Raw genomic sequence first — 19,127 nt, forward strand, 5'->3', positions numbered from 1 at the left:
AGTGAAAAATGTAAATTCAAAAAAAATTGTATATCAAATTTATCCTTCTTCTTTTAAGGATTCAAAAGGAACCGGAAGGGGAGATATCAAAGGAATAATAGAAAAATTGGACTATATCAAAGATCTAGGAGTAGATTATCTTTGATTAAGTCCAATTTTTAAATCTCCTCTTAAAGATAATGGTTATGATGTAAGTGATTATTTATCTATAAATACTCTTTTCGGTGATCTAGAAGATCTTAAATCTTTGATCAAAAAAGCTAAAGAAAAAAATTTAAAAGTTATGTTAGATATGGTTTTTAATCATACTTCAACAGAACACGAATGATTTAAAAAGTGAATTAATAACGACCCAGAATATAAAGATTTTTATATTTCAAAAAAAAGTGTTGGGAAACCTCCGACAAATTGAGTTTCAAAATTTGGAGGAAGTGCTTGAAAAGAATATAAGAAAAATAATTGATACCTTCATCTTTTTGATGAAACTCAAGCTGATTTAAATTGGGAAAATGAAAAAGTTAAAGAAAAAATAAAAGAAGTTATTAGATTTTATATTAATTTAGGTGTAAAAGGCTTTAGATTTGATGTTATTAACTTGATTTCAAAATCTAATTTTAATGAAGATGAAACTGATGGAAGAAAATTTTATACAGATGGAAAAAAAGTTGAAGATTACTTACAAGAATTAAGAAATGAATTTCCAAAAGAAGGAGATTTTCTTACTGTTGGAGAGCTATCATCAACAACAATGCAAAAAGCAAGTATTTATTCCAATTTAGACAAAAAGAGATTAGATAGTGCATTTACATTTCATCATTTAAAAATTGATTATGATGAAAAAGGTAAATTTATTTACAAAAAACCTGATATCAAAAAACTTAATGAAATTTTTGATACTTCTTTTACTGAAACACAAAAATTAAATGGATATTTAGCAGTATTTTTGAATAACCATGATCAACCAAGAGCTGTTTCTAGATTTATAGATGAAGAATTTCACAATGTTGGTGCAAAGATGTTAGGAATGTTAACTCTTTCTTTGCCAGGTGATACATACATCTATCAAGGTGAAGAAATTGGAATGAAAAATCCTAATTTTGAAAATAAAGAAGATTATAAAGATGTTGAAACATTGAATTATTTTAAAGAATTAAAATTGGAAAAAGCAAATGATGGAATAAAGCAAAAATCAAGAGATAATTCCAGAACTCCTATGCAATGAAATTCTGAAAAAAATTCAGGTTTTTCTATGGTTAAGCCTTGAATAAATGTGGCTCCTTCTTATAAAGAAATAAATGTTGAAAAACAAGAAAATGATCCAAATTCCATTTTAAGCTTTTATCGAAAAATGGTTAAAGTATCTAAAAGTGATAAAGTTTTTGCAAATGGTAATATTACCTTTTTACCATATAAAGAAAATTTAATTCAATTCACAAGAACTTATAAAAATAAAACTTATTATTTTATTTTTTCATTTTCTAATAAAAAAATAAGTTTGGATAGCAAAAGTAATATAATTATTCTTTATTCAAATTACGAATATGAAAAAAATATTATTAAACCATATCAATTTATTGTAGGAGAAATTAGTGAGTAAACTTGTTGATTGAATAAGATTAAGATATAAGAAAGTATGAAGAGATAAGTATCCATGATATTGACATATTTTCGATGTTATTCTAGGTTTTTTCATGGCTTTGATATTTGTTTTAATGCAAACATTTAATCCTGGAAACACTTTTACAGGAGGAACACTAGCAGGACTATTTTTTGCTATTTGATTCCTAGGTTATTTTATAGCTTTTGCATTTACTTATGGTTTAGTTAGATCAAGAAATGCATGGACCTACAGAAATAAATAAATTAAGGAGGAAAAATGTTCTCATTTTTCAAGAAAAAAGATAAAAAAGCCCCAACCACATATGCACTAGCTACTGTTGTTGGAAATATATTTCCAGTCAAAGATTTAAAAGATGGAGTATTTTCTGAAAACATGTTAGGCGAAGGTATCTACATCGAACCTTTAGAAAATAAATTTTATGCACCTGTTTCAGGGATTTTGGAAACAGTCTTTCCGACAAAACATGCTTTTGGAATTAGAACTAGTGAAGGAATTACTATTTTAGTTCATATTGGAATAGATACAGTTTCATTAAATGGTAAAGGTTTTACTTCTAAAGTTAAACAAGGTGATTTCATTTCAGAAGGTGAATTGTTAGCTGAAGTGGATTTTGCAATTTTAAAAGAAAATAACATTTCTAAAAGTACAGTTGTTATTGTTACAGGTGAAAGTTCTAAGAAAGCTTCAACAATGCTAACAAGTGGAAAAGTTACTTTAGAAACAAAAATTTTCGAATTTTAAAAATAATAAAAAAACATTTAAATAAATGTTTTTTTATTATTTTTTTAAATACATGAATAATAATTTAGAAAGGTATAAAATGGAAAAATCAAAAATTCAAATTCTAGGAGAAACTATTTCATACATATTTGAAGATACAGGAAGGCAAAAAGTTTTGTTCATACATGGCTTTAATAGTTCGACATCATTTGCAAACAACATTATATATTCTAAGACTAGAAGTTTTGATGTTGTTGCATTTGATTTTCCAGGTTCTGGTGGAAGTACAAATAATAATGAAATAAATATTAGCTTATTTCAAAAAATTACAAAAGAATTTATAAATAAATTAAATATGAAGCAAATAATTATTGTGAGTCATTCACTTGGTTCTGTTTCTGCATTGTTTGTTAATAATCACCCTGAAGTAAAATACACAATTTTATTATCACCATATAATTATGTTTCTGTATCAGAAATTTTTAATAGAACTCTTTTTACTTGATTATTACCAAAAACAAAAGAAGAAGCAATCAGCAGTTTAGAATCACTTGTTCATCAATCCCCAACTGAAAGTTACAAAAGTAACTTATTCAAACAAGCATCTTCATTTTTGAATAATGTATCTCAAAAACAAAATATTTTTAAGAACATGGTTTTAAATGAAATTATAAATTTGGATTTTCAAAATTTAGTTGTTAAAAAATTATATTTTAGTGCAAAAAAATTTTCAATTATTTCAGGATATGATGATAAATTTATTCCATTTACTAACTTAGAAAAGATCCAAAGAGACTTAGGCGTAGATTTAATAAAAATTGAAAATTGTGGTCATGCAATTATTTTCGAAAAAGGAAAAATGATCGAAGATAAAATTCAAGAAATTTTAAATGAAATCAAATAACATTAAATATTTTTAATGGTAGACTTTGTTATGAGTTAGATTTTTGAACTTTTTGTTCATTCAATCAAAAATCAATAGCTTTTTGTGATTCTTCAAGAACATTCTCAATTTCATCAAAAGATTTTATTTTTGCTCCAGAAGCCCTAAAATGCCCTCCACCATTAAATTTTTTGGCGACATCTGAAATATTTGGGCCGCTACTTCTTAATCTTATCCTAATTATATTTTCCTTTTCATCTTCAATAAAAAAAATTCAAACATAGTAGTTTTCAATATTTGACAATAAATTTACATAATTTGCAATTTTTTCATCTATTTTATGAATTTGTAAAAACTCCTTTGAAGCTTTGAAATATAAAATATTTCCGCTTATTTTTAAATTACTCAATACTATTTGTTGTTCTTTTAGCTCAGATAAAGTTTTTTTATACAAATTAAGATTAAACTTATCCAAATCAATTTTGCTTTTTAGTAATGTAGAACTAATCGAAAAAGTTCTTGAGCTAGTTTTATTAAATAAAAATCTTCCACTATCAGTAATTATTCCTAAATAAATATATTCAGCAGCTTTTTTTGAAATTTTTCACTTTAACTTAATGGCAAGATCTCCGATTTGCTCGGCAGAAGCTGCATAAGAATCATCTTTAAAAACTAAAGAAGCATTTAAATCATCGTCTTCAGGATGATGATCAATTCTAATAACCTCTTTTATCTCTTGATTTTTAATAATTTCGGAATGCTCGATTCTTTCTAAATAATTTGCATCTACAATAATTCCTAAAGAATTCTTCAAAATTTCTTTACTTGGGACTTCATCCATTTTAAAATCTAAAAAATCAAATAAGTTTTCACTATTTCCGATTGCAAAAATTTTTTTATTTGGAAAATTATCCTTTATAAGTTCTTTTAGACCAAATTGAGATCCTAAGCAATCTCCATCCGGTCTAACATGATGGAAAATTACAATACTTTCATATTTTTTTATCATTTTTTCAATTTTTTTAAAGATTTTATTCATGTTACCTCAAAACTAATTTTACAATCTCAATCATACTAAATTTAAAAACATACTATTAAGTATGTTTTTAAATTATTTATCTCATTTTCTTGAATTAAATGTGTAATTATTTTTAATTTTATCTTCTAAATATTGAATATGATTGTAAAATCTATTTCCTTTTACTCACTCAAAATTTTGTGTTTTTAATTCTTCTGGACTAAAGTAATTATTTAATAAAAAATTTGGATTGAATAATAATTCTCTACCAATACCGACAAAATCAATTCCTTTATTTAATGCAAAATCAATATCTTCTTTAGTGTTAAAATTTCCACTAGCAATAACTTGTTTGTTTGTAAATGATTTGATTGTTAAAGCATCTTCTAAACGATAAAGTTTTGTCTTTTTAACACTTTCTTCTAATAAAGGGGCTCCTGATAATATTCATGATGAAACATTAAAATAAATGACATATTTTTCTAATTCTTTAATTAAAGGTTTAAAGTCTTTTGCTGTATTTCCATTTGGAAAATAATCATTTACTGATAATCTAATCCCAAAAGGAATGTCTACTTCTTTTTTTAATCTTTTTACAAAATCAATTAATAATCTTGACCTTTCGACAATATTTTCACTAGGATTAATTTCATTTGTTATTGGTGAAATTAATTGTGAAAATAAATATCCATGAGCAGCATGAATTTCAACAAAATCAACTCCTGCTTTTTTAGCTCTTTTAGCAGCAAGAATAAAATTTTCAATAATTTGATTTAATTGAGAGATAGTTGCTAATTTAACATTCTGGTCTTTGTCATATTTTGTTGAAACATTAATTTTATTTTCTTTATCAAAACTAGCTGATGAAGCATGATTTAATTGAAGCCCAATCAAGGCATTTTTCACTTTTGCAAGTCTTACAAGATGTTTGTATCCTTCGATATGTTCATCACTTCATATACCTAAATCATCATGTTCAATTCTTCCTTCAGGTGAAACGGCAACAGATTCAACAATGATTGTTCCAACTTCTCCTCAAATTCTTGCTCCATAATGTTGGACATGAAAATCATTTACAAATCCATTTTTTGCCATTTTTGTGTCCATTGGCAACATTGCAATTCTATTTTTGGGTTTAAGCATTTTTTCTCCTTAATTGATTTAGTAAATTTTACTTACTAGCAGCATATATAGATTATATCTTATGTTTAATAAAATTCAATTTAAATAAAAAAATGCTTTAAAAGCACTTTTTTATTTATTGTAAAATTCAACAATTAGAGCTTCATTAATTTCTTGATTTAATTCTTTTCTTTCAGGAACACGAATTAATTTTCCTTTGAATTTATCTTTTTCAATTCAAGGAGCAACAACTCTTGTTTCAATTGAAGCTAAAATAGTTGGTACATTTTGAGATTTTGCTCTCAATTCAATAGTGTCACCAACATTAATTCTTTGTGAAGGAATATCAGCTTTTTTACCATTTAACAAAAAATGACCATGATTTACAAGTTGTCTTGCTTGTCTTCTAGTTTGAGCAAATCCCATTCTGTAAACAATATTATCTAAACGACTTTCAAGTAATTGTAAAAAAGCTGTTCCAGTAACACCTTTTGCCTTATTAGCAATTGCAAAAGTGTTTCTAAATTGTCTTTCATTAATTCCATACATGAATCTTACTTTTTGTTTTTCAAGTTGGTGAATACCAAAATCACTTAATTTTCCTCTTCTTTGACCATGTTGACCAGGTGCATATTGTCTTTGTTTCCCTTTAACAAATTCTTTTCCAGTTTCTAAAATTGAAAAACCAAAACGACGCGATCTTTTAAATACAGGACCTACATATCTAGACATAATTTTCTCCATTCTGCAAAACGAGAAATAAATAATTCTTTCAAACTTTTTATAATTTAGTGGTTTCGGTGAGCAGCACTCCTTACTTCCAGATTTAAAACAAATTAAAAAAACAAATTAAAATATTACTTTGCTGCGTTTGCATTTATAATTTTACACGTTTTAAATAATTTAAATTATATTTTTTCAAATTTTAGCAAGCAAATAATTTTAAATAAACTTTTAATATGATTATATTTAGATTAATATAAAATAAATATTATGTTTGTAGAAATTATTTTAACCAGCTTGACAGCGTCTTTATTATTGATTTTGTTAATTTATATCTTAGCTAATTATATTTATTATAAAAATTTAGCTAAAAATCTTGAAAATTTGATGCTTAAACTAGATAGTGTAAATTTTGACAAAATTGAAAGCGATGCAGCTAGAATTTATCGCATTTCAGAAAAAAATTTAGACTATCAAAATTTATTTTGAGAAATAGATGAAATAAGATTGAAAATTTATAAATTTCATGGTGATTTAACAGGAAAAAATTATGATTATAGAGAAGATACAAAGAAAAAAAATATTAAAAGAATAAAGCAAGAAATTAAAAGAGCAAAAGAAGATGAATTTAAATTAAATGAATTAATAAATGAATTCGAAGAAAAAAGCAAAAATGTTGTAACAAATGTTAGGACTCTTTGAAATGAATTTGATATTTATCATAAAGAACTTAGATATTTGCACAAATATTATTATGATTCCCCAGAAAATACTGAAATTTTCAAAAATTATTCAAATGAAATTGAAAAACTTTTTGATGAATCTTTCAATCACAAAACTCATTTTTCTGAATTTGTAAAACAAATGGATAGAAAAAAAGCATTGGAAGAAATGTTTTACTTTAAAGAAAAAATTATCAAACTTGCTAATATTTTTAGATACATTTTTAATTTCAAAGACTTTGCAGATGTAAATTTTCATCAAGCAATGAAAAAACATAAAACTAACATTGAAAAAAGTATTGAAAAAGGTATTTTTCTTAGAAATATTTCAACAGAGGATTCTATTAGCAAAATAGAATCTCTTCACCAATCTTTAAATGAATCTTTAAAAATATTAGATATGAAAAAATCTAAAGAATCAATTAAAAATATAGCATCGTTATTTGATATGACTCTTTTTGAAATTTTAAAAGAAAAAACTTCATCAGCCATGTTTTTGCAAAAATATCCTGAGTTTGAAAAAATTTTAGTGAACATGAAATCTAAATATAAAAAAGTATTATTTGAAACTGAAAAAATCGAAGTAGAAAGATCAAGAGATCCTATTGAAAATAAAAGTGAAAAAAAATTGTCAATGAATGAATTAACTTCATCTCACAGAAATGATGTTGATAATAATTTTAATGAAATAGAAACAATAATTTCCGAAACTCAGACAGAAGGAATTACAAATTTAAGAAAAGCTCATCTCCTAAAAAATGCTTTTTTACTTTTAAAATCAATTAATTCAAGCATCAATTTAATTACTAAAATAAATTTTCAAAATAGTAATCTTTCAATTTCGAACCAAAAATACTTTCAAAATTTAGAAAGAATTTATTTAGAAAATATTTATGAATTGAAAATTAAAAAAGTGATTTTAGATGAAAATGAAAAAAACTTAAAACTTTTAATTGAACAACAAAAAAGTTTATTCTTTGATACTTTAAACATTTTAAATGAAAGCATTGATCCAGAAAATATTGCTACAAAAGTTGATAATTTATTTATGCATATAAAAAAATTTACTAAATCAGTAAATTTAAAATTAGTTAAAATATTTGTCATTGATGATTTTTTAAAAGAAAATGCACATAAAAGAAGTGGAAATTATAGATGAAATGATTTAGCCATAAGTTTGGAAAGACACCGTTTAGAAGGAAATTACGATGAGGGAATTGAACTTATAACTTCTTTTTTGGATGACAAAAACTCTAAAAGAAAGGTTAGTTAGTATGCAAAATGTTGATAAAATGCTTCTTGTAAGATATGGTGAGTTAACATTAAAAGGAAATAATAAGCAAACTTTTATTAAAAAACTTGAACAAAATATGAAAAAAATTGGTTTGTATCCTCAAGTAGAATATGACTATATGCTTCTAAATTATTCAGAGGAAAATATAAACAAACTCCAAACTGTTTTTGGTTTGAGTTCTTTTTCAATAATATATTTTACAAAACCTGAATTAGAGATTTTATCAAAGAGTATTTTAAATCATGTTAGACAAACATATTTAAATGAAAATCTTAGTTTTAAAGTAGAGGCAAAAAGAAAAGATAAATCATTTGGAAATACTTCAGATGAAATAAAAAGATATGTTGCAAATGAAATTTTAGATAATACTAAATTCAAAGTAGATGTAAAAAACTTTGATTTTAAAATAGATATTAGAATTGAAAAAAATAGATTTTATTTTTTTACTAACAAAGTAGAACTTTTAAAAGGATTACCTTTAGGTATTTCAGGTAAAGCAATTCATTTAATTTCAGGTGGTTTTGATTCTCCTGTCGCATCTTTTTTAATGATGAAAAGAGGTTTTGAAGTAGAATTTGTTAATTTTATAACCCCGCCTCATACAGATGATTTAACAGTTAAAAAAACAAAAATGATTCTTCAAGAATTGACAAAATATCAAAGTAAAATAAAATTACACTTAATAAAATTTACAGATTTAATGAATTATTTAGGACTAAGTCCTAAGCAAAACTATAAAGTTGTTTTAATGAGAAGAAGTTTTTATCGAATAAGTCAAAAAATTGCAGAGAAAAATAACTCAATCATTATAAGCAATGGGGAAAATATAGGTCAAGTTGCTTCGCAAACTGCAGAGGCTATTTATGTAATTCAATCAGGAATAAAAATTCCAATTATTAGACCACTTGCTACTTTTGATAAAAATGAAATAATAAAAATTTCTAAAGAAATAAAAACTCATGATATTTCTGTTATCCAATCAAATGAAGCATGTGAATTATTTGCCCCTAAAAATCCAATAATCAAGCCATCACTTGAAGTAACTGAATTTTTGGAAAATGAATTAGATCAAATAGAATTTCTTGAAAATAAAGCATTGAATGATTATGATGAAATATTTTACTTCAATTATGAATTCAGATCGTAGAGAACACCCTTCTTTTATATCTTTTTTAGAAAAAGAAAGAAAAAAAATTTATTTTAAAGAAATAATTGGTTTTTTATTTAAAACTAATAAAGAAATTATTTGCCCCAATCTTGAAGATATTTTTAGATCTTTTTCTTTTTTTGATTTTCAAGATTTAAGAATAGTGATTTTAGGTCAAGATCCTTATCATCAAAAAGATGTCGCAGATGGCTTAGCTTTTTCTACAAAACATCAAAAAACACCTGCTTCATTAAAAAACATTTTCAAAGAATTGATATATGAATTTCCAGAAATAAAAATTAAAAGTAATGATTTATCTTGTTGAGCTAAACAAGGAATTTTGCTTCAAAATACTTTTTTAACAACAGAATTGGAAAAAGCAAGAGCTCATAGTTTTTTACCTTGAAAAATTTTTACTATGAATTTAATTGAATATATAAATACAAATTTAAGTAATGTCATTTTTCTTTTATGAGGAAATGATGCAAAAGAAATGAAATGTTTGATTGATTCAACAAAACACTTTATATTAGAATCATCTCATCCAAGCCCTTTGAGTTTTTATAAAGGATTTTTTAAAAATAATCACTTTGTGAAAGTAAATGAAATATTAAAAGCAAACAATTTAAAGCAAATTGATTGAAATATTTTTTAGGCTAAATTTTTTCATTAAAGTGATAAAATAAATTCATGGATTATAAAGCTTTATATAGAAAATATCGTCCAAAAAATTTTGACGAAATAAAAGGCCAAGATCATATTGTCACAACATTAAAAAACATTTTGAATTTTGATAAATTATCACATGCCTATTTATTTTCAGGACCAAGAGGAACAGGTAAAACTTCTGTAGCAAAAATTTTTGCTGCTGCTTTAAATTGTGAACATGAAATCCAAAAAGAAAAAATTTGCAACCTTTGTGTTGAAAATTTAGATAATAATCTGGACATAATAGAAATAGATGCAGCTTCAAATAATGGAGTAGATGAAATAAGAGAATTAAGAGAAAAAGTTAAATATAGCCCTTCACAATACAAATACAAAGTTTATATAATCGATGAAGCACATATGTTAACAAAATCTGCGTTTAATGCTTTATTAAAAACTTTGGAAGAGCCACCAAAACATGCTATTTTTATTTTGGCAACAACAGATCCTCAAAAAATTCCTTTAACAGTTATTTCGAGAGTACAAAGATTTAACTTTAAAAGAATCACTCTACCTATTTTAGAAAAACAATTGCAAGAAGTTTTGACAAAAGAAAACATTAGAATCAATAAAAATGCTTTAACTTTAATTGCAAAAATGGCTGAAGGTGGCCTTAGAGATGCTCTTTCTATTGCGGACCAAATTTCTATTTTTTCAAACAACAATATTACAGAAAAAGAAGTTGATGAAGTTTTTTCATTAGTTTCCATTGAAGATCAAATTTATTTTTTAAATTTGATTTATAAAAAAGACACAACTACAGTTTTAAGAACTATCAATAATTATATTGAATCTGGAATAAACATTGAAAAATTAGTTATTAATTTGATAGATATTATTAGAGATTTTATTGTTTTTAATAAAACACATGCATCTAATTTATTGGAATATTTAAACGAAGAAGATTTAAAAGAATTGGAAATTGACATCCATTTTGCTTATCAAACTAAAGATGCTTTAATGCCTCTCTTAAGTGATTTGAAACATAGTGAAATTCCTACAAGAAATTTTGAGATAATAATTTTACAATTATTACACGAAAGCAAGAGAGATGAAATTTTGGAGCAAAACAAAAAAAACAGTTTAAGTGAATTTTTCAAAAATGAAGACACCCAACCAATTCATTTAGCAGATTCAAAAGTGAAACAAAAAAATGAAAATGCTATTAAATTTACAGCTCCCACAGAAACATTTGAAACAGAATTTTCCTCAAATGATAAAAAAAATAGCAACAAAAGTTTTTTAAAAAATGAAATGAACTCTATTACAAACACAGATAAATTATTAGAAGAAACAACTCAAAGTATTAACTTGGAAAATGAAAATTTAAATGAGTACAAACAAATAAATGAACATATTTTAAGTACAGATATTTTAGATTTAGAAAATATAATAATTGATACAGGAGAAATAGATCTTAATGACAAGATTTTAAATCAATCCAAAATCGATTTTTTTGAAAATCAAGACGAAGAATTTTTTTCATTTGATAATTCAAAAAACGAAACATTTGAAAATGAAGAATACTCAAATGAACAAATTTCGGAAAATTCCACTATTAAAAAAATATTAAATCAAAAAGAGAATAAAGAAATTGCTTCAAATGACCCAAGCAATCTTCAAGAACTAGATATAACAGATTTAGTAAAGGAAAAAAACTCTTTTCAAAATCAATTTTTTAACGATTTAAATGAAGTCAAAATTGTAAATCTACTGATGCAAACAGATCCTTTATTTTTAAAAGAATGTAAGGATATTTGAAAAAATTTATTTTCATATAAAACAGATCAAAAATTCAATAAAGAAATTTTATATTTAGAAAATACTAAATTGATTGCTGCAAGTGAAAAATTTATAATGGTTTCTGCTGATGATGATAATTTAATTACAAAACTAATAGAAAAATCGAAGGAAAATAATTTCAATATGTTTATTGAAAAAATAACAAAAGGTCCAAAACACTTTTTTGCGATTACTAAAAAAGAATTTAAAGAATCTAGAAAAATGTGAAATGAAATAAATGAGCAAAAAAGAAGTTTCAAAATTGAAAAATTATCAAAACCAAAGTCATTTGATAATTCAAAAGAAAAAACAGAAGAATTTGCAAGAAATATTTTCGGTGACACTTTGGAAATAAAAAAATAAAGAGGTAAATTTATGGATATGAAAGCAATGCTTAAACAAGCACAAAAAATGCAAGCTGATTTAGAAAAAAAACAATCTGAACTTGCAAAAAAAGAATTCAATATTTCTAAGCAAGGTGTTGAGATTGTAATTAATGGAGCAAAAGAAATTACAAAATTAGTTATTCATCCTGCTTTAATCGATGAAGATGATAAAGAAACTTTGGAAGACTTACTAATTTTAGCTTTTAATGAAGCAATAAGTTTGATTTCTGAAGAAGAAGCTAAAATAGCTCCTAAAGCAAATTCTCTTGGATTCTAATGAATAATAAAACTTTTGAGAATTTGGTTTTATCTTTAAAAGAATTACCAGGAATAAGCAAAAAACAAGCAGAAAAAATATCATTTTATATTATTCAATCAAAAAAAGATGTTTTGAATAATTTAATAGATGCTTTTCAAAAGGCAAAATCTAATTTAGTAAAATGTAATAATTGTAATTTAATTTCAGAACATCAATTGTGCAGTATTTGCATAGATAAGTCCAGAGATAATAAGCTAATGGTTGTTGAATCAAGTTTAGAAGTTAATAAATTTGAAGATCTTCAAATTTATAGTGGGAAATATTTTGTTGTTGATTCTTTAATTAAAAATTTCGATGATAAAAGTACTTATTTTGAAACATATAATAAAATTTTTAAAATATTACCTAATGCAGATGAAGTTATTTTAGCTCTAAGTCCCACATTAGAAGGTGAAGTAAGCGCAATTTACATTAAAAATTTAATAAATGAAAAATTTCCAAACTTAAAAATTTCCCAGCTTGCAAATGGCTTACCAGTAGGTTCTCAAGTAGAATACATTGATAGTTTAACTTTAAATTTTGCATTTAAAAATAGAAAGGACAAATAATGTTCATTAGTTTTGAAGGAATCGATGGTGCTGGAAAAAGCACAATAATAAAAAAACTTAAAAGAAAATTACCAAAATTGTATCCAGATAAGAAATTCGTTTTTACAAGAGAACCAGGTGGTAAAAAATTAAAAGAAGCAGAAAAAATAAGAAAAATTTTATTAGATAAAAAAACTAATATCGATCCAATGACAGAAACTCTTCTATATGCAGCATCTAGAAGAGTTCATTTAGATAGTTTAATTTGACCTGCTTTGAAAAAAGGTCACATTGTTATAAGTGATAGATATGTGGATTCATCATATGTTTATCAAGGTATTGCAAGAGGTTTGGGAGTAAAAGTAGTTAAAGAGATAAATGATATCGCTACAAGCAATTTCATGCCAGATTATACTTTTTTTCTTTCTATTTCAGAAGAAGAATCAATTATAAGAAGACATAAACGTGGAAAGCCAGATCGTCTAGAAATGAGTTCCAAAGATTTTTTTTCTAGAGCATATGAAGGATATTTTAAAATAATTAATTCACCAACAATGGCTGATAGATTTATTTTAGTAAATGCTGAAGAAAATGTAGGAACTATTTTAAAAAATATACTGAATGAATTTGACAAAATTTTGAAAAAATAAATATAATTTCATTTAATGCTATTTTTGTTAATGCTCACTTCAAGAAAGGAGGTGAACAAATGAACATAGAAAACATTAACTTTAGTAGCACAACATCCACAACTGGAATATTTGGACCAACTTCAGCAGGAATCGGAATTATAGCAACAATAATTTCTGTAATAGTTGTGGGATTCCCGCTTTTATTAGGATTTTTACTTCCAATTATAAAACCAAAACTTAAAAAAACTACAATGACTTATATGTATGCACTTACAGCAGGTTACTTTGTAATACTAGGACTTTTTATCTTGTTTATTGAATCAAGTCATTTTTTAAATTTATTTACAGCAACTAAAACTGAAACAGTTACAAATCCAAACACCGGAGCAGTTACAACAACAACATTTTCTTTTAGTCAAGGTGAAATTTTTGGAATAAGATTTGGAATTATTGGCATGTCATTTATTTTAGTGCTTACAATTGGTTTAATTATAAAATATTTTATTTCTAAAAAATTAGTTAAAAAAGAATCAGATAATCATAAAAATGGAATACATGAAATTTCTCATGGACATAATCATGGTGATGGAATTTTTAATTTAAATGATGTCAATCCAAAAGCGAAAATGTATGCTCTTATTTTAATTGTAATGCATAAAATTCCAGCAGCCTTAACAGTTGGTTTCTTTGTTTCTCAATATGCAAATAATGACACAAATAGCTTGAATTTGATTTTTTTAATTACATTCTTATTACATATAATTCCAGAAGAGCTTATTTTTTATTATAGACAAATTGACATGGGTGTTTCAAAATGAAAAGCAGCCAGTGTATCAGCACTTTTTTCTTTAATTTTTGTCCCATTCTTATTTATTGGAGCTTATTCAGCAAACCAAATTAAAGATAGTTTAGCCATTCCGTTTATCTTGGCAGCTATTGGTGCACTTTTAGTTTTTACAGCTTTAGTTGAATTTATTCCAGAATTATTGCATGAAAAATTGACAATAAAAATGTGATATAGAACTATCATAGCATTATTGATTGGTATGGCATTTGGCGTTGTTATTTTATTAGCACATGAATTAGAACCAGAAGTAGCTCATAATCACTCGTTAATTTTGGAACCATTAGAAACAATAAAATCAGCAGTTATGCTTAAATAGCCCAAAAAAAATTCAGGAAACTGAATTTTTTTATTTGTGCTTCTCTAAAAAATCATTATAAGCTTGGTAAATTAAAGAAGCACATTCTAATCTATTTAAATGGATTTTAACATTTTCGAAAATTGCAAGTTTTCCAATTTTTAAATTATTTGATTCTTTTTTATTTATCAAATCAAAATAAGCATTTGCAATTTCGTTTACTTTACTCAAAGGTTTATTTTTTATCTCTTCTAAAAAAATGTCTGCAGAAGATAAAAATACTGCACACCCCACTCCTTGAAATTTTGCATCAACTAAAAAGTCATTTTCTATTTTTAAATTTAAATTAATTTCATCTACACAACTTGCACTATGTCTATATATACTTTTAGAATTAGTTTCAATTTCTTCTACTTTATTAATAGGCGATGAATAATGTTTCATGATAATGTCAGTTTTTTCTTTGTTAGAGAAATTCATAAAACGCCTCTTTTTGGATTTTTTCAATCAAATTATCTATATCATTTTTGTTGTTGTAATAAGTCAATGAAACTCTAATATATCCGTTATTTTCTTTTAAAAATTTAAGATTCTTTACGCAAAAATCTCCAGCTCTTACATAAATATTATTGTGTCCCAAATAAGAAACAACATCTTGAGAGGGATATTTTTTTAATCTAAAAATTGCAATAAAATCAGAATCTTGAGAAATAATTTCAATATCTTTTAATAGTTTCAATTGTTGATGTAAATAAATAGATAAATTTAATAAATACTTTTTAGATTCATCATTTAAAACATATTTTTGAACAAAATCTATTGCCTTGCTAAACTGATAAATTCCAGCTAAATTAGGAGTCCCTGCTTCAAAAGCTTTTATTGATTTACTAGATTCTCATTTTTCTCCATTCATTGAAACTGTTGATCCACCACCATAATAAGCAGGTTTTAACTTTACAAGTAATTCTTTTTTAACTGCAAGAACACCAATACCAGTTGGACCAAACATTTTATTAGAGCTAAATACCACTACATCAGATTCATTTTTTAAATCAATTTTTTCAGAAATAACAGCTTGTGCAGCATCATTAATTAAAATGATATTCTTATCCTTACAAATTTCATATAATGACTTCAAATTTTTCTTTTTCAACAGTGCATTATTAACTTGAGAAATTGCAATCAATTTTGTTTTTTTTGTAATTCTATTTATTATCGAATCATTTTCACTTTCTTCTGAAAAAATGATTTTGGCATTTACTTCTTTTGCTATCTCAATTCAAGGCACCATATTAGATGAATGATTGAAAGTTGATAAAATAATTTCATCATTTTCTTTTAATAATCTTTTTAACATAAGAGCTACCATGTTTAAACTTTGAGTTGTTCCTGAAGTGATAATGATTTCATTACTATTTCCATTAATTAAATTCGCTACTTTTTCTCTAGTATCTTCAATATTTTTCAAAGCTTTTATTCCTAATAAAGAGTCTGAACTGTGCGAATTCACTGAAAAATTTGAGTAATACTCTTCATTTGCTTTAATTACACTCAAGGGTTTTTGTACTAGTGCTGCACTATCTAAATAAATTATTTTTTTTAAAATAGGAAACTGATTTCTAAATTCCTCATTCATTATTATTTCCTTTCAAACAAACTAATATATTCAGTATTCTTACTTTTTTTCCCTTTAATTTTGCATTCTTTTATAGATTTAAGTAAAAAACTTTCACTTCCATAATTAATCACTTTATTAATTATATCATTATGAATTTCTTTGTTTACGATACCACCTGTTAAAACATCACTAGAATTTGCTTCAAATTGTGGTTTAATTAGTAAAATTAAGTTCACTCCTTTGTCTAAAAAATTTAAAACTTTAAAAACTTCTTTTGAACTAATAAAAGAAACATCACATGTAACAAGTTCAATTTTTTCGCTAAATAAGTTCTTTGAAATTTGCTTCAAATTTGTATTTTCTTTTGAAATAACTTTTGGATTTATTCTAAGAGAATAATCTAATTGATTAGTTCCTACATCTAAAGCAAATACTTTTTCAGCACCATACTTTAATAATACTTCAATAAATCCTCCAGTAGAACTACCAATATCTAAAACAATCTTATTTTTAATTTCTTTTTTTAAATTAAATTCCTCAATTGCATCTAAAAGTTTATACGCCCCTCTTGACACATATTCTTTTTTGTTATTTAATAAAATTTCATCATCTTTAATAGTTAAAAAATTAGGGTCAGCAATAATTTTTTTATTAACAATTATTTGTTTATTTCTAATTAATAAGCTAGCTTTTGAATTAGTAAAGTCAAATTTTTCTATCACTCTATCTATTAATTTAATTTTCATTTAAATATAATAACATCAATAATATTAAATCTACAAAACCCAAATCAAGATCTGCTTGTATCATAAGTTAAAATTTGGATTTAGTTTCTTCAAATCGTTAACAAAGTTAGTTAATTCGTCTCTTTTTTTTGAATTTAATTCAGTAAAATTTTCTTTTGTATAAATATTTTTTATTTTATATTTTTCATCATAATAAAAAGATGATATTTGGTAAATGTAAAATAAAAATTTACTTAAATAAATTCAATTTGCATCTTTGAAATTTCATTCTGCATTTTTTCCAATATATTCTACAAATTCATCAAATAAATGGAACTGTTTTTCTTTTTTTATCAAATTAATTTCTAAATTTATTAAATATTCTACATTTGCTTTTTCGTTAAATATTAGTGCAATTTTTGAAAGTAAAAATCTCATTTGTTTATGTTGAAATTTTAATTTGTAATTTTTTAATTTTTTCTTTGACTTTAATTTTCTTTTAATTATTTTAATTTTCTTTTTTACTATTCTTAAGTTCAGCATATATTTTTGATACATTATCTAAAACTCCATTGACAAATTTAAATTTGTCATACTCACAATATTCTTTTGTAATTTCAATCATTTCATTAATAACAATTTTTTTATCTAAAAAAGCAAGTTCAAAAGTGCCTACTAACAAAATTGATCTTATCAAAGGATTAATTCTAAATCATTCTCAATCTTTAGTAAAAGTTGAAAGAATCATTTTTTTTATTGAATCATATTTTTTTTCAATTCATTCAACAATTTTTAAATTATGTTTTGATACTTCTTCTTCTATAAAAATTTTTTGGGAATCAATTTTTCATTCCATTAGTTCATATTTGTATAGAATGTTTATTAAAGAAATTCTTTCTTCTCGCTTAGTCATAATTTAATTTTATATTAAATTAAATATAACTATTAGAATAGTCATATTTGTAAAAATATTTTTTTTGTAATAATTTTGTAACATCTACTAAAGGTATAATAAGTAAAGTAAAAAGAGGAATAACTAAAGCAGATTTTAAAATAATTCTCAAAGAAATAATAGGAAAATTTCTTTGCAAAGTAAATGGTACCCTTCCTTTTGCTAAAAAAACATTATAATATTCAATAAAAGCAATTGGCCCTCATAGTCATCTAGCAAATATTTTGATGAAAATTATTAATGCTAATATATAAATAATTCTTTTATAAATGTTTTTCCCCGTTCTAATGTATTTTAAAAAACAAAAAATATTTATAAAAATAACAGTAACAGAAATTAGCGAAATTGCTAGAATAGCAAAAAAAGTCACTTGACCATTTAATCCATCTATTTTTAAATTGTTTCTGATTCAACCTAAAGAAAACACTGCAAAAACACTCGCTAAAGATACAATTGATAAACTAAAAGGAATTACAAATAGTTTGTCATTTTTATTCCTATATAAAAGAAAGAAAAAATATGAAATAATTGCAATTAAAGGTGGAGTTATTGCATAATGAATTAGTCAAAAAGCAATTCTTCCAGTTAATAACAAAGAAAATGTGTCTGCAAAAATAGCTCAAAAAGCTCCTTTAAAAGGACCAAAAATTATACCAATAAGAATAAAAAATAAGTAATCAAAATTAATTCTAGTAACACCAATTAAAGTGTAATTAACTAGAGCTGCAACAATTAGATATAATCCCATTAAAATTCCCATCAAAGCAATATCTTTAATCGATAGATAAAAATTTGTTTTTAAAAAATTTGAAACATTCGCTTTATTTCATTTTCATTTTTCAACATTGCTATGTAATTGTTCATTTGTCAATAATTTTATTTTATTCATTAGATAACTCCTTATAAATAAAATAAAAAAGCTTTTAATTCAAAAGTAATTATGGATTAAAAAGTGGATGAAGTACTTTGCTTGTAAATTTTATTTTACTAGTAATAAGTTCTACTCCCATCTTATTACCTAAACAAAGTACCGGCTCTTTTATTTTAGCTATTATATAAATACAATAGATGTTTTAATTATATATA

21 protein-coding genes are annotated in these 19,127 nt (G+C 24.3%); 12 read left to right on the forward strand and 9 right to left on the reverse strand.

Annotation, left to right across the window (positions count from 1 at the left end; all coding sequences use genetic code 4):
• The first annotated feature begins 1 nt into the window (after position 1).
• The 4 genes from MMOB_RS00340 to MMOB_RS00355 all read left to right on the forward strand — a co-directional run bounded on the left by MMOB_RS00340 (position 2) and on the right by MMOB_RS00355 (position 3,245).
• Positions 2-1,597 (forward strand): alpha,alpha-phosphotrehalase, encoded by a 1,596-nt coding sequence (locus MMOB_RS00340; RefSeq protein WP_011264583.1) that lies wholly within the window; start codon positions 2-4, stop codon positions 1,595-1,597.
• A complete protein-coding gene (locus MMOB_RS00345) occupies positions 1,590-1,862 on the forward strand; it encodes a hypothetical protein (RefSeq protein ID WP_011264584.1) in 273 nt (90 codons plus the stop codon). The genes MMOB_RS00340 and MMOB_RS00345 overlap by 8 nt, the downstream gene beginning before the upstream one ends.
• Before the next feature lie 14 nt (positions 1,863-1,876).
• Positions 1,877-2,362 (forward strand): PTS sugar transporter subunit IIA, encoded by a 486-nt coding sequence (locus MMOB_RS00350; RefSeq protein ID WP_011264585.1) that lies wholly within the window; start codon positions 1,877-1,879, stop codon positions 2,360-2,362.
• Between the two features lie 79 nt (positions 2,363-2,441).
• The gene (locus tag MMOB_RS00355) at positions 2,442-3,245 is read left to right on the forward strand and encodes an alpha/beta fold hydrolase (protein WP_041362741.1); all 804 of its coding nucleotides are present in this window, start codon (positions 2,442-2,444) and stop codon (positions 3,243-3,245) included.
• 28 nt (positions 3,246-3,273) lie between these two features.
• Here the strand turns inward: MMOB_RS00355 and MMOB_RS00360 are convergent, their stop codons facing one another.
• From MMOB_RS00360 to rpsD, 3 genes are all read right to left on the reverse strand, one after another.
• Positions 3,274-4,263, reverse strand: a complete 990-nt coding sequence (locus MMOB_RS00360; RefSeq protein ID WP_011264587.1) for a DHH family phosphoesterase — start codon at positions 4,261-4,263, stop codon at positions 3,274-3,276.
• Between the two features lie 72 nt (positions 4,264-4,335).
• Complete coding sequence (locus MMOB_RS00365; protein ID WP_011264588.1) at positions 4,336-5,385, reverse strand: NADH:flavin oxidoreductase; 1,050 nt, start codon at positions 5,383-5,385, stop codon at positions 4,336-4,338.
• Between the two features lie 111 nt (positions 5,386-5,496).
• On the reverse strand, positions 5,497-6,096 hold the full coding sequence (rpsD, locus tag MMOB_RS00370; RefSeq protein ID WP_011264589.1) for a 30S ribosomal protein S4: 600 nt from the start codon (positions 6,094-6,096) through the stop codon (positions 5,497-5,499).
• Positions 6,097-6,357: 261 nt separating this feature from the next.
• On the opposite strand from rpsD, the gene MMOB_RS00375 reads away from it, so the two are divergent.
• The 8 genes from MMOB_RS00375 to MMOB_RS03470 are packed head-to-tail and all read left to right on the forward strand — an operon-like array spanning position 6,358 to position 14,767.
• On the forward strand, positions 6,358-8,082 hold the full coding sequence (locus tag MMOB_RS00375) for a hypothetical protein (protein ID WP_011264590.1): 1,725 nt from the start codon (positions 6,358-6,360) through the stop codon (positions 8,080-8,082).
• A complete protein-coding gene (gene thiI / locus MMOB_RS00380) occupies positions 8,051-9,250 on the forward strand; it encodes a tRNA uracil 4-sulfurtransferase ThiI (RefSeq protein WP_011264591.1) in 1,200 nt (399 codons plus the stop codon). Before MMOB_RS00375 ends, thiI begins: the two co-directional genes overlap by 32 nt.
• Positions 9,234-9,905 carry a uracil-DNA glycosylase gene (locus tag MMOB_RS00385; protein WP_011264592.1) on the forward strand — a complete coding sequence of 224 codons (672 nt, stop codon included), beginning with the start codon at positions 9,234-9,236 and terminating at the stop codon, positions 9,903-9,905. Before thiI ends, MMOB_RS00385 begins: the two co-directional genes overlap by 17 nt.
• 35 nt (positions 9,906-9,940) lie before the next feature.
• Complete coding sequence (dnaX, locus tag MMOB_RS03465) at positions 9,941-12,103, forward strand: DNA polymerase III subunit gamma/tau (RefSeq protein ID WP_011264593.1); 2,163 nt, start codon at positions 9,941-9,943, stop codon at positions 12,101-12,103.
• Between the two features lie 12 nt (positions 12,104-12,115).
• A complete protein-coding gene (locus MMOB_RS00395; RefSeq protein WP_011264594.1) occupies positions 12,116-12,403 on the forward strand; it encodes a YbaB/EbfC family nucleoid-associated protein in 288 nt (95 codons plus the stop codon).
• Positions 12,403-12,993 (forward strand): recombination mediator RecR, encoded by a 591-nt coding sequence (gene recR / locus MMOB_RS00400; protein ID WP_011264595.1) that lies wholly within the window; start codon positions 12,403-12,405, stop codon positions 12,991-12,993. Before MMOB_RS00395 ends, recR begins: the two co-directional genes overlap by 1 nt.
• Entirely contained in the window at positions 12,993-13,622 is a 630-nt protein-coding gene (gene tmk, locus MMOB_RS00405) for a dTMP kinase (protein WP_011264596.1), read from the forward strand. Before recR ends, tmk begins: the two co-directional genes overlap by 1 nt.
• Before the next feature lie 59 nt (positions 13,623-13,681).
• Complete coding sequence (locus MMOB_RS03470) at positions 13,682-14,767, forward strand: ZIP family metal transporter (protein ID WP_011264597.1); 1,086 nt, start codon at positions 13,682-13,684, stop codon at positions 14,765-14,767.
• Positions 14,768-14,797: 30 nt separating this feature from the next.
• On the opposite strand, the gene MMOB_RS00415 is transcribed toward MMOB_RS03470, so the two are convergent.
• The 6 genes from MMOB_RS00415 to MMOB_RS00440 form a co-directional block, all read right to left on the reverse strand.
• Positions 14,798-15,226: an iron-sulfur cluster assembly scaffold protein gene (locus tag MMOB_RS00415; RefSeq protein ID WP_011264598.1), complete on the reverse strand. Its 429-nt coding sequence runs from the start codon at positions 15,224-15,226 to the stop codon at positions 14,798-14,800.
• Entirely contained in the window at positions 15,213-16,382 is a 1,170-nt protein-coding gene (locus tag MMOB_RS00420) for a cysteine desulfurase (RefSeq protein WP_011264599.1), read from the reverse strand. The genes MMOB_RS00415 and MMOB_RS00420 overlap by 14 nt, the downstream gene beginning before the upstream one ends.
• A 2-nt stretch (positions 16,383-16,384) precedes the next feature.
• On the reverse strand, positions 16,385-17,110 hold the full coding sequence (locus MMOB_RS00425; protein ID WP_011264600.1) for a TlyA family RNA methyltransferase: 726 nt from the start codon (positions 17,108-17,110) through the stop codon (positions 16,385-16,387).
• A 30-nt stretch (positions 17,111-17,140) separates the two neighbouring features.
• On the reverse strand, positions 17,141-17,527 hold the full coding sequence (locus MMOB_RS00430; protein WP_156768858.1) for a hypothetical protein: 387 nt from the start codon (positions 17,525-17,527) through the stop codon (positions 17,141-17,143).
• A 70-nt stretch (positions 17,528-17,597) separates the two neighbouring features.
• Positions 17,598-18,002: a transcription antitermination protein NusB gene (locus MMOB_RS00435; RefSeq protein ID WP_041362751.1), complete on the reverse strand. Its 405-nt coding sequence runs from the start codon at positions 18,000-18,002 to the stop codon at positions 17,598-17,600.
• 19 nt (positions 18,003-18,021) lie between these two features.
• Positions 18,022-18,930, reverse strand: coding sequence for an ECF transporter S component (locus MMOB_RS00440; RefSeq protein WP_011264601.1), 909 nt, complete (start codon positions 18,928-18,930; stop codon positions 18,022-18,024).
• Positions 18,931-19,127: the final 197 nt, after the last annotated feature.

Origin of the sequence: Mycoplasma mobile 163K, from assembly GCF_000008365.1 — a bacterium.
GTDB classification, from domain to species: domain Bacteria; phylum Bacillota_I; class Bacilli_A; order Mycoplasmatales; family Metamycoplasmataceae; genus Mycoplasma_J; species Mycoplasma_J mobile.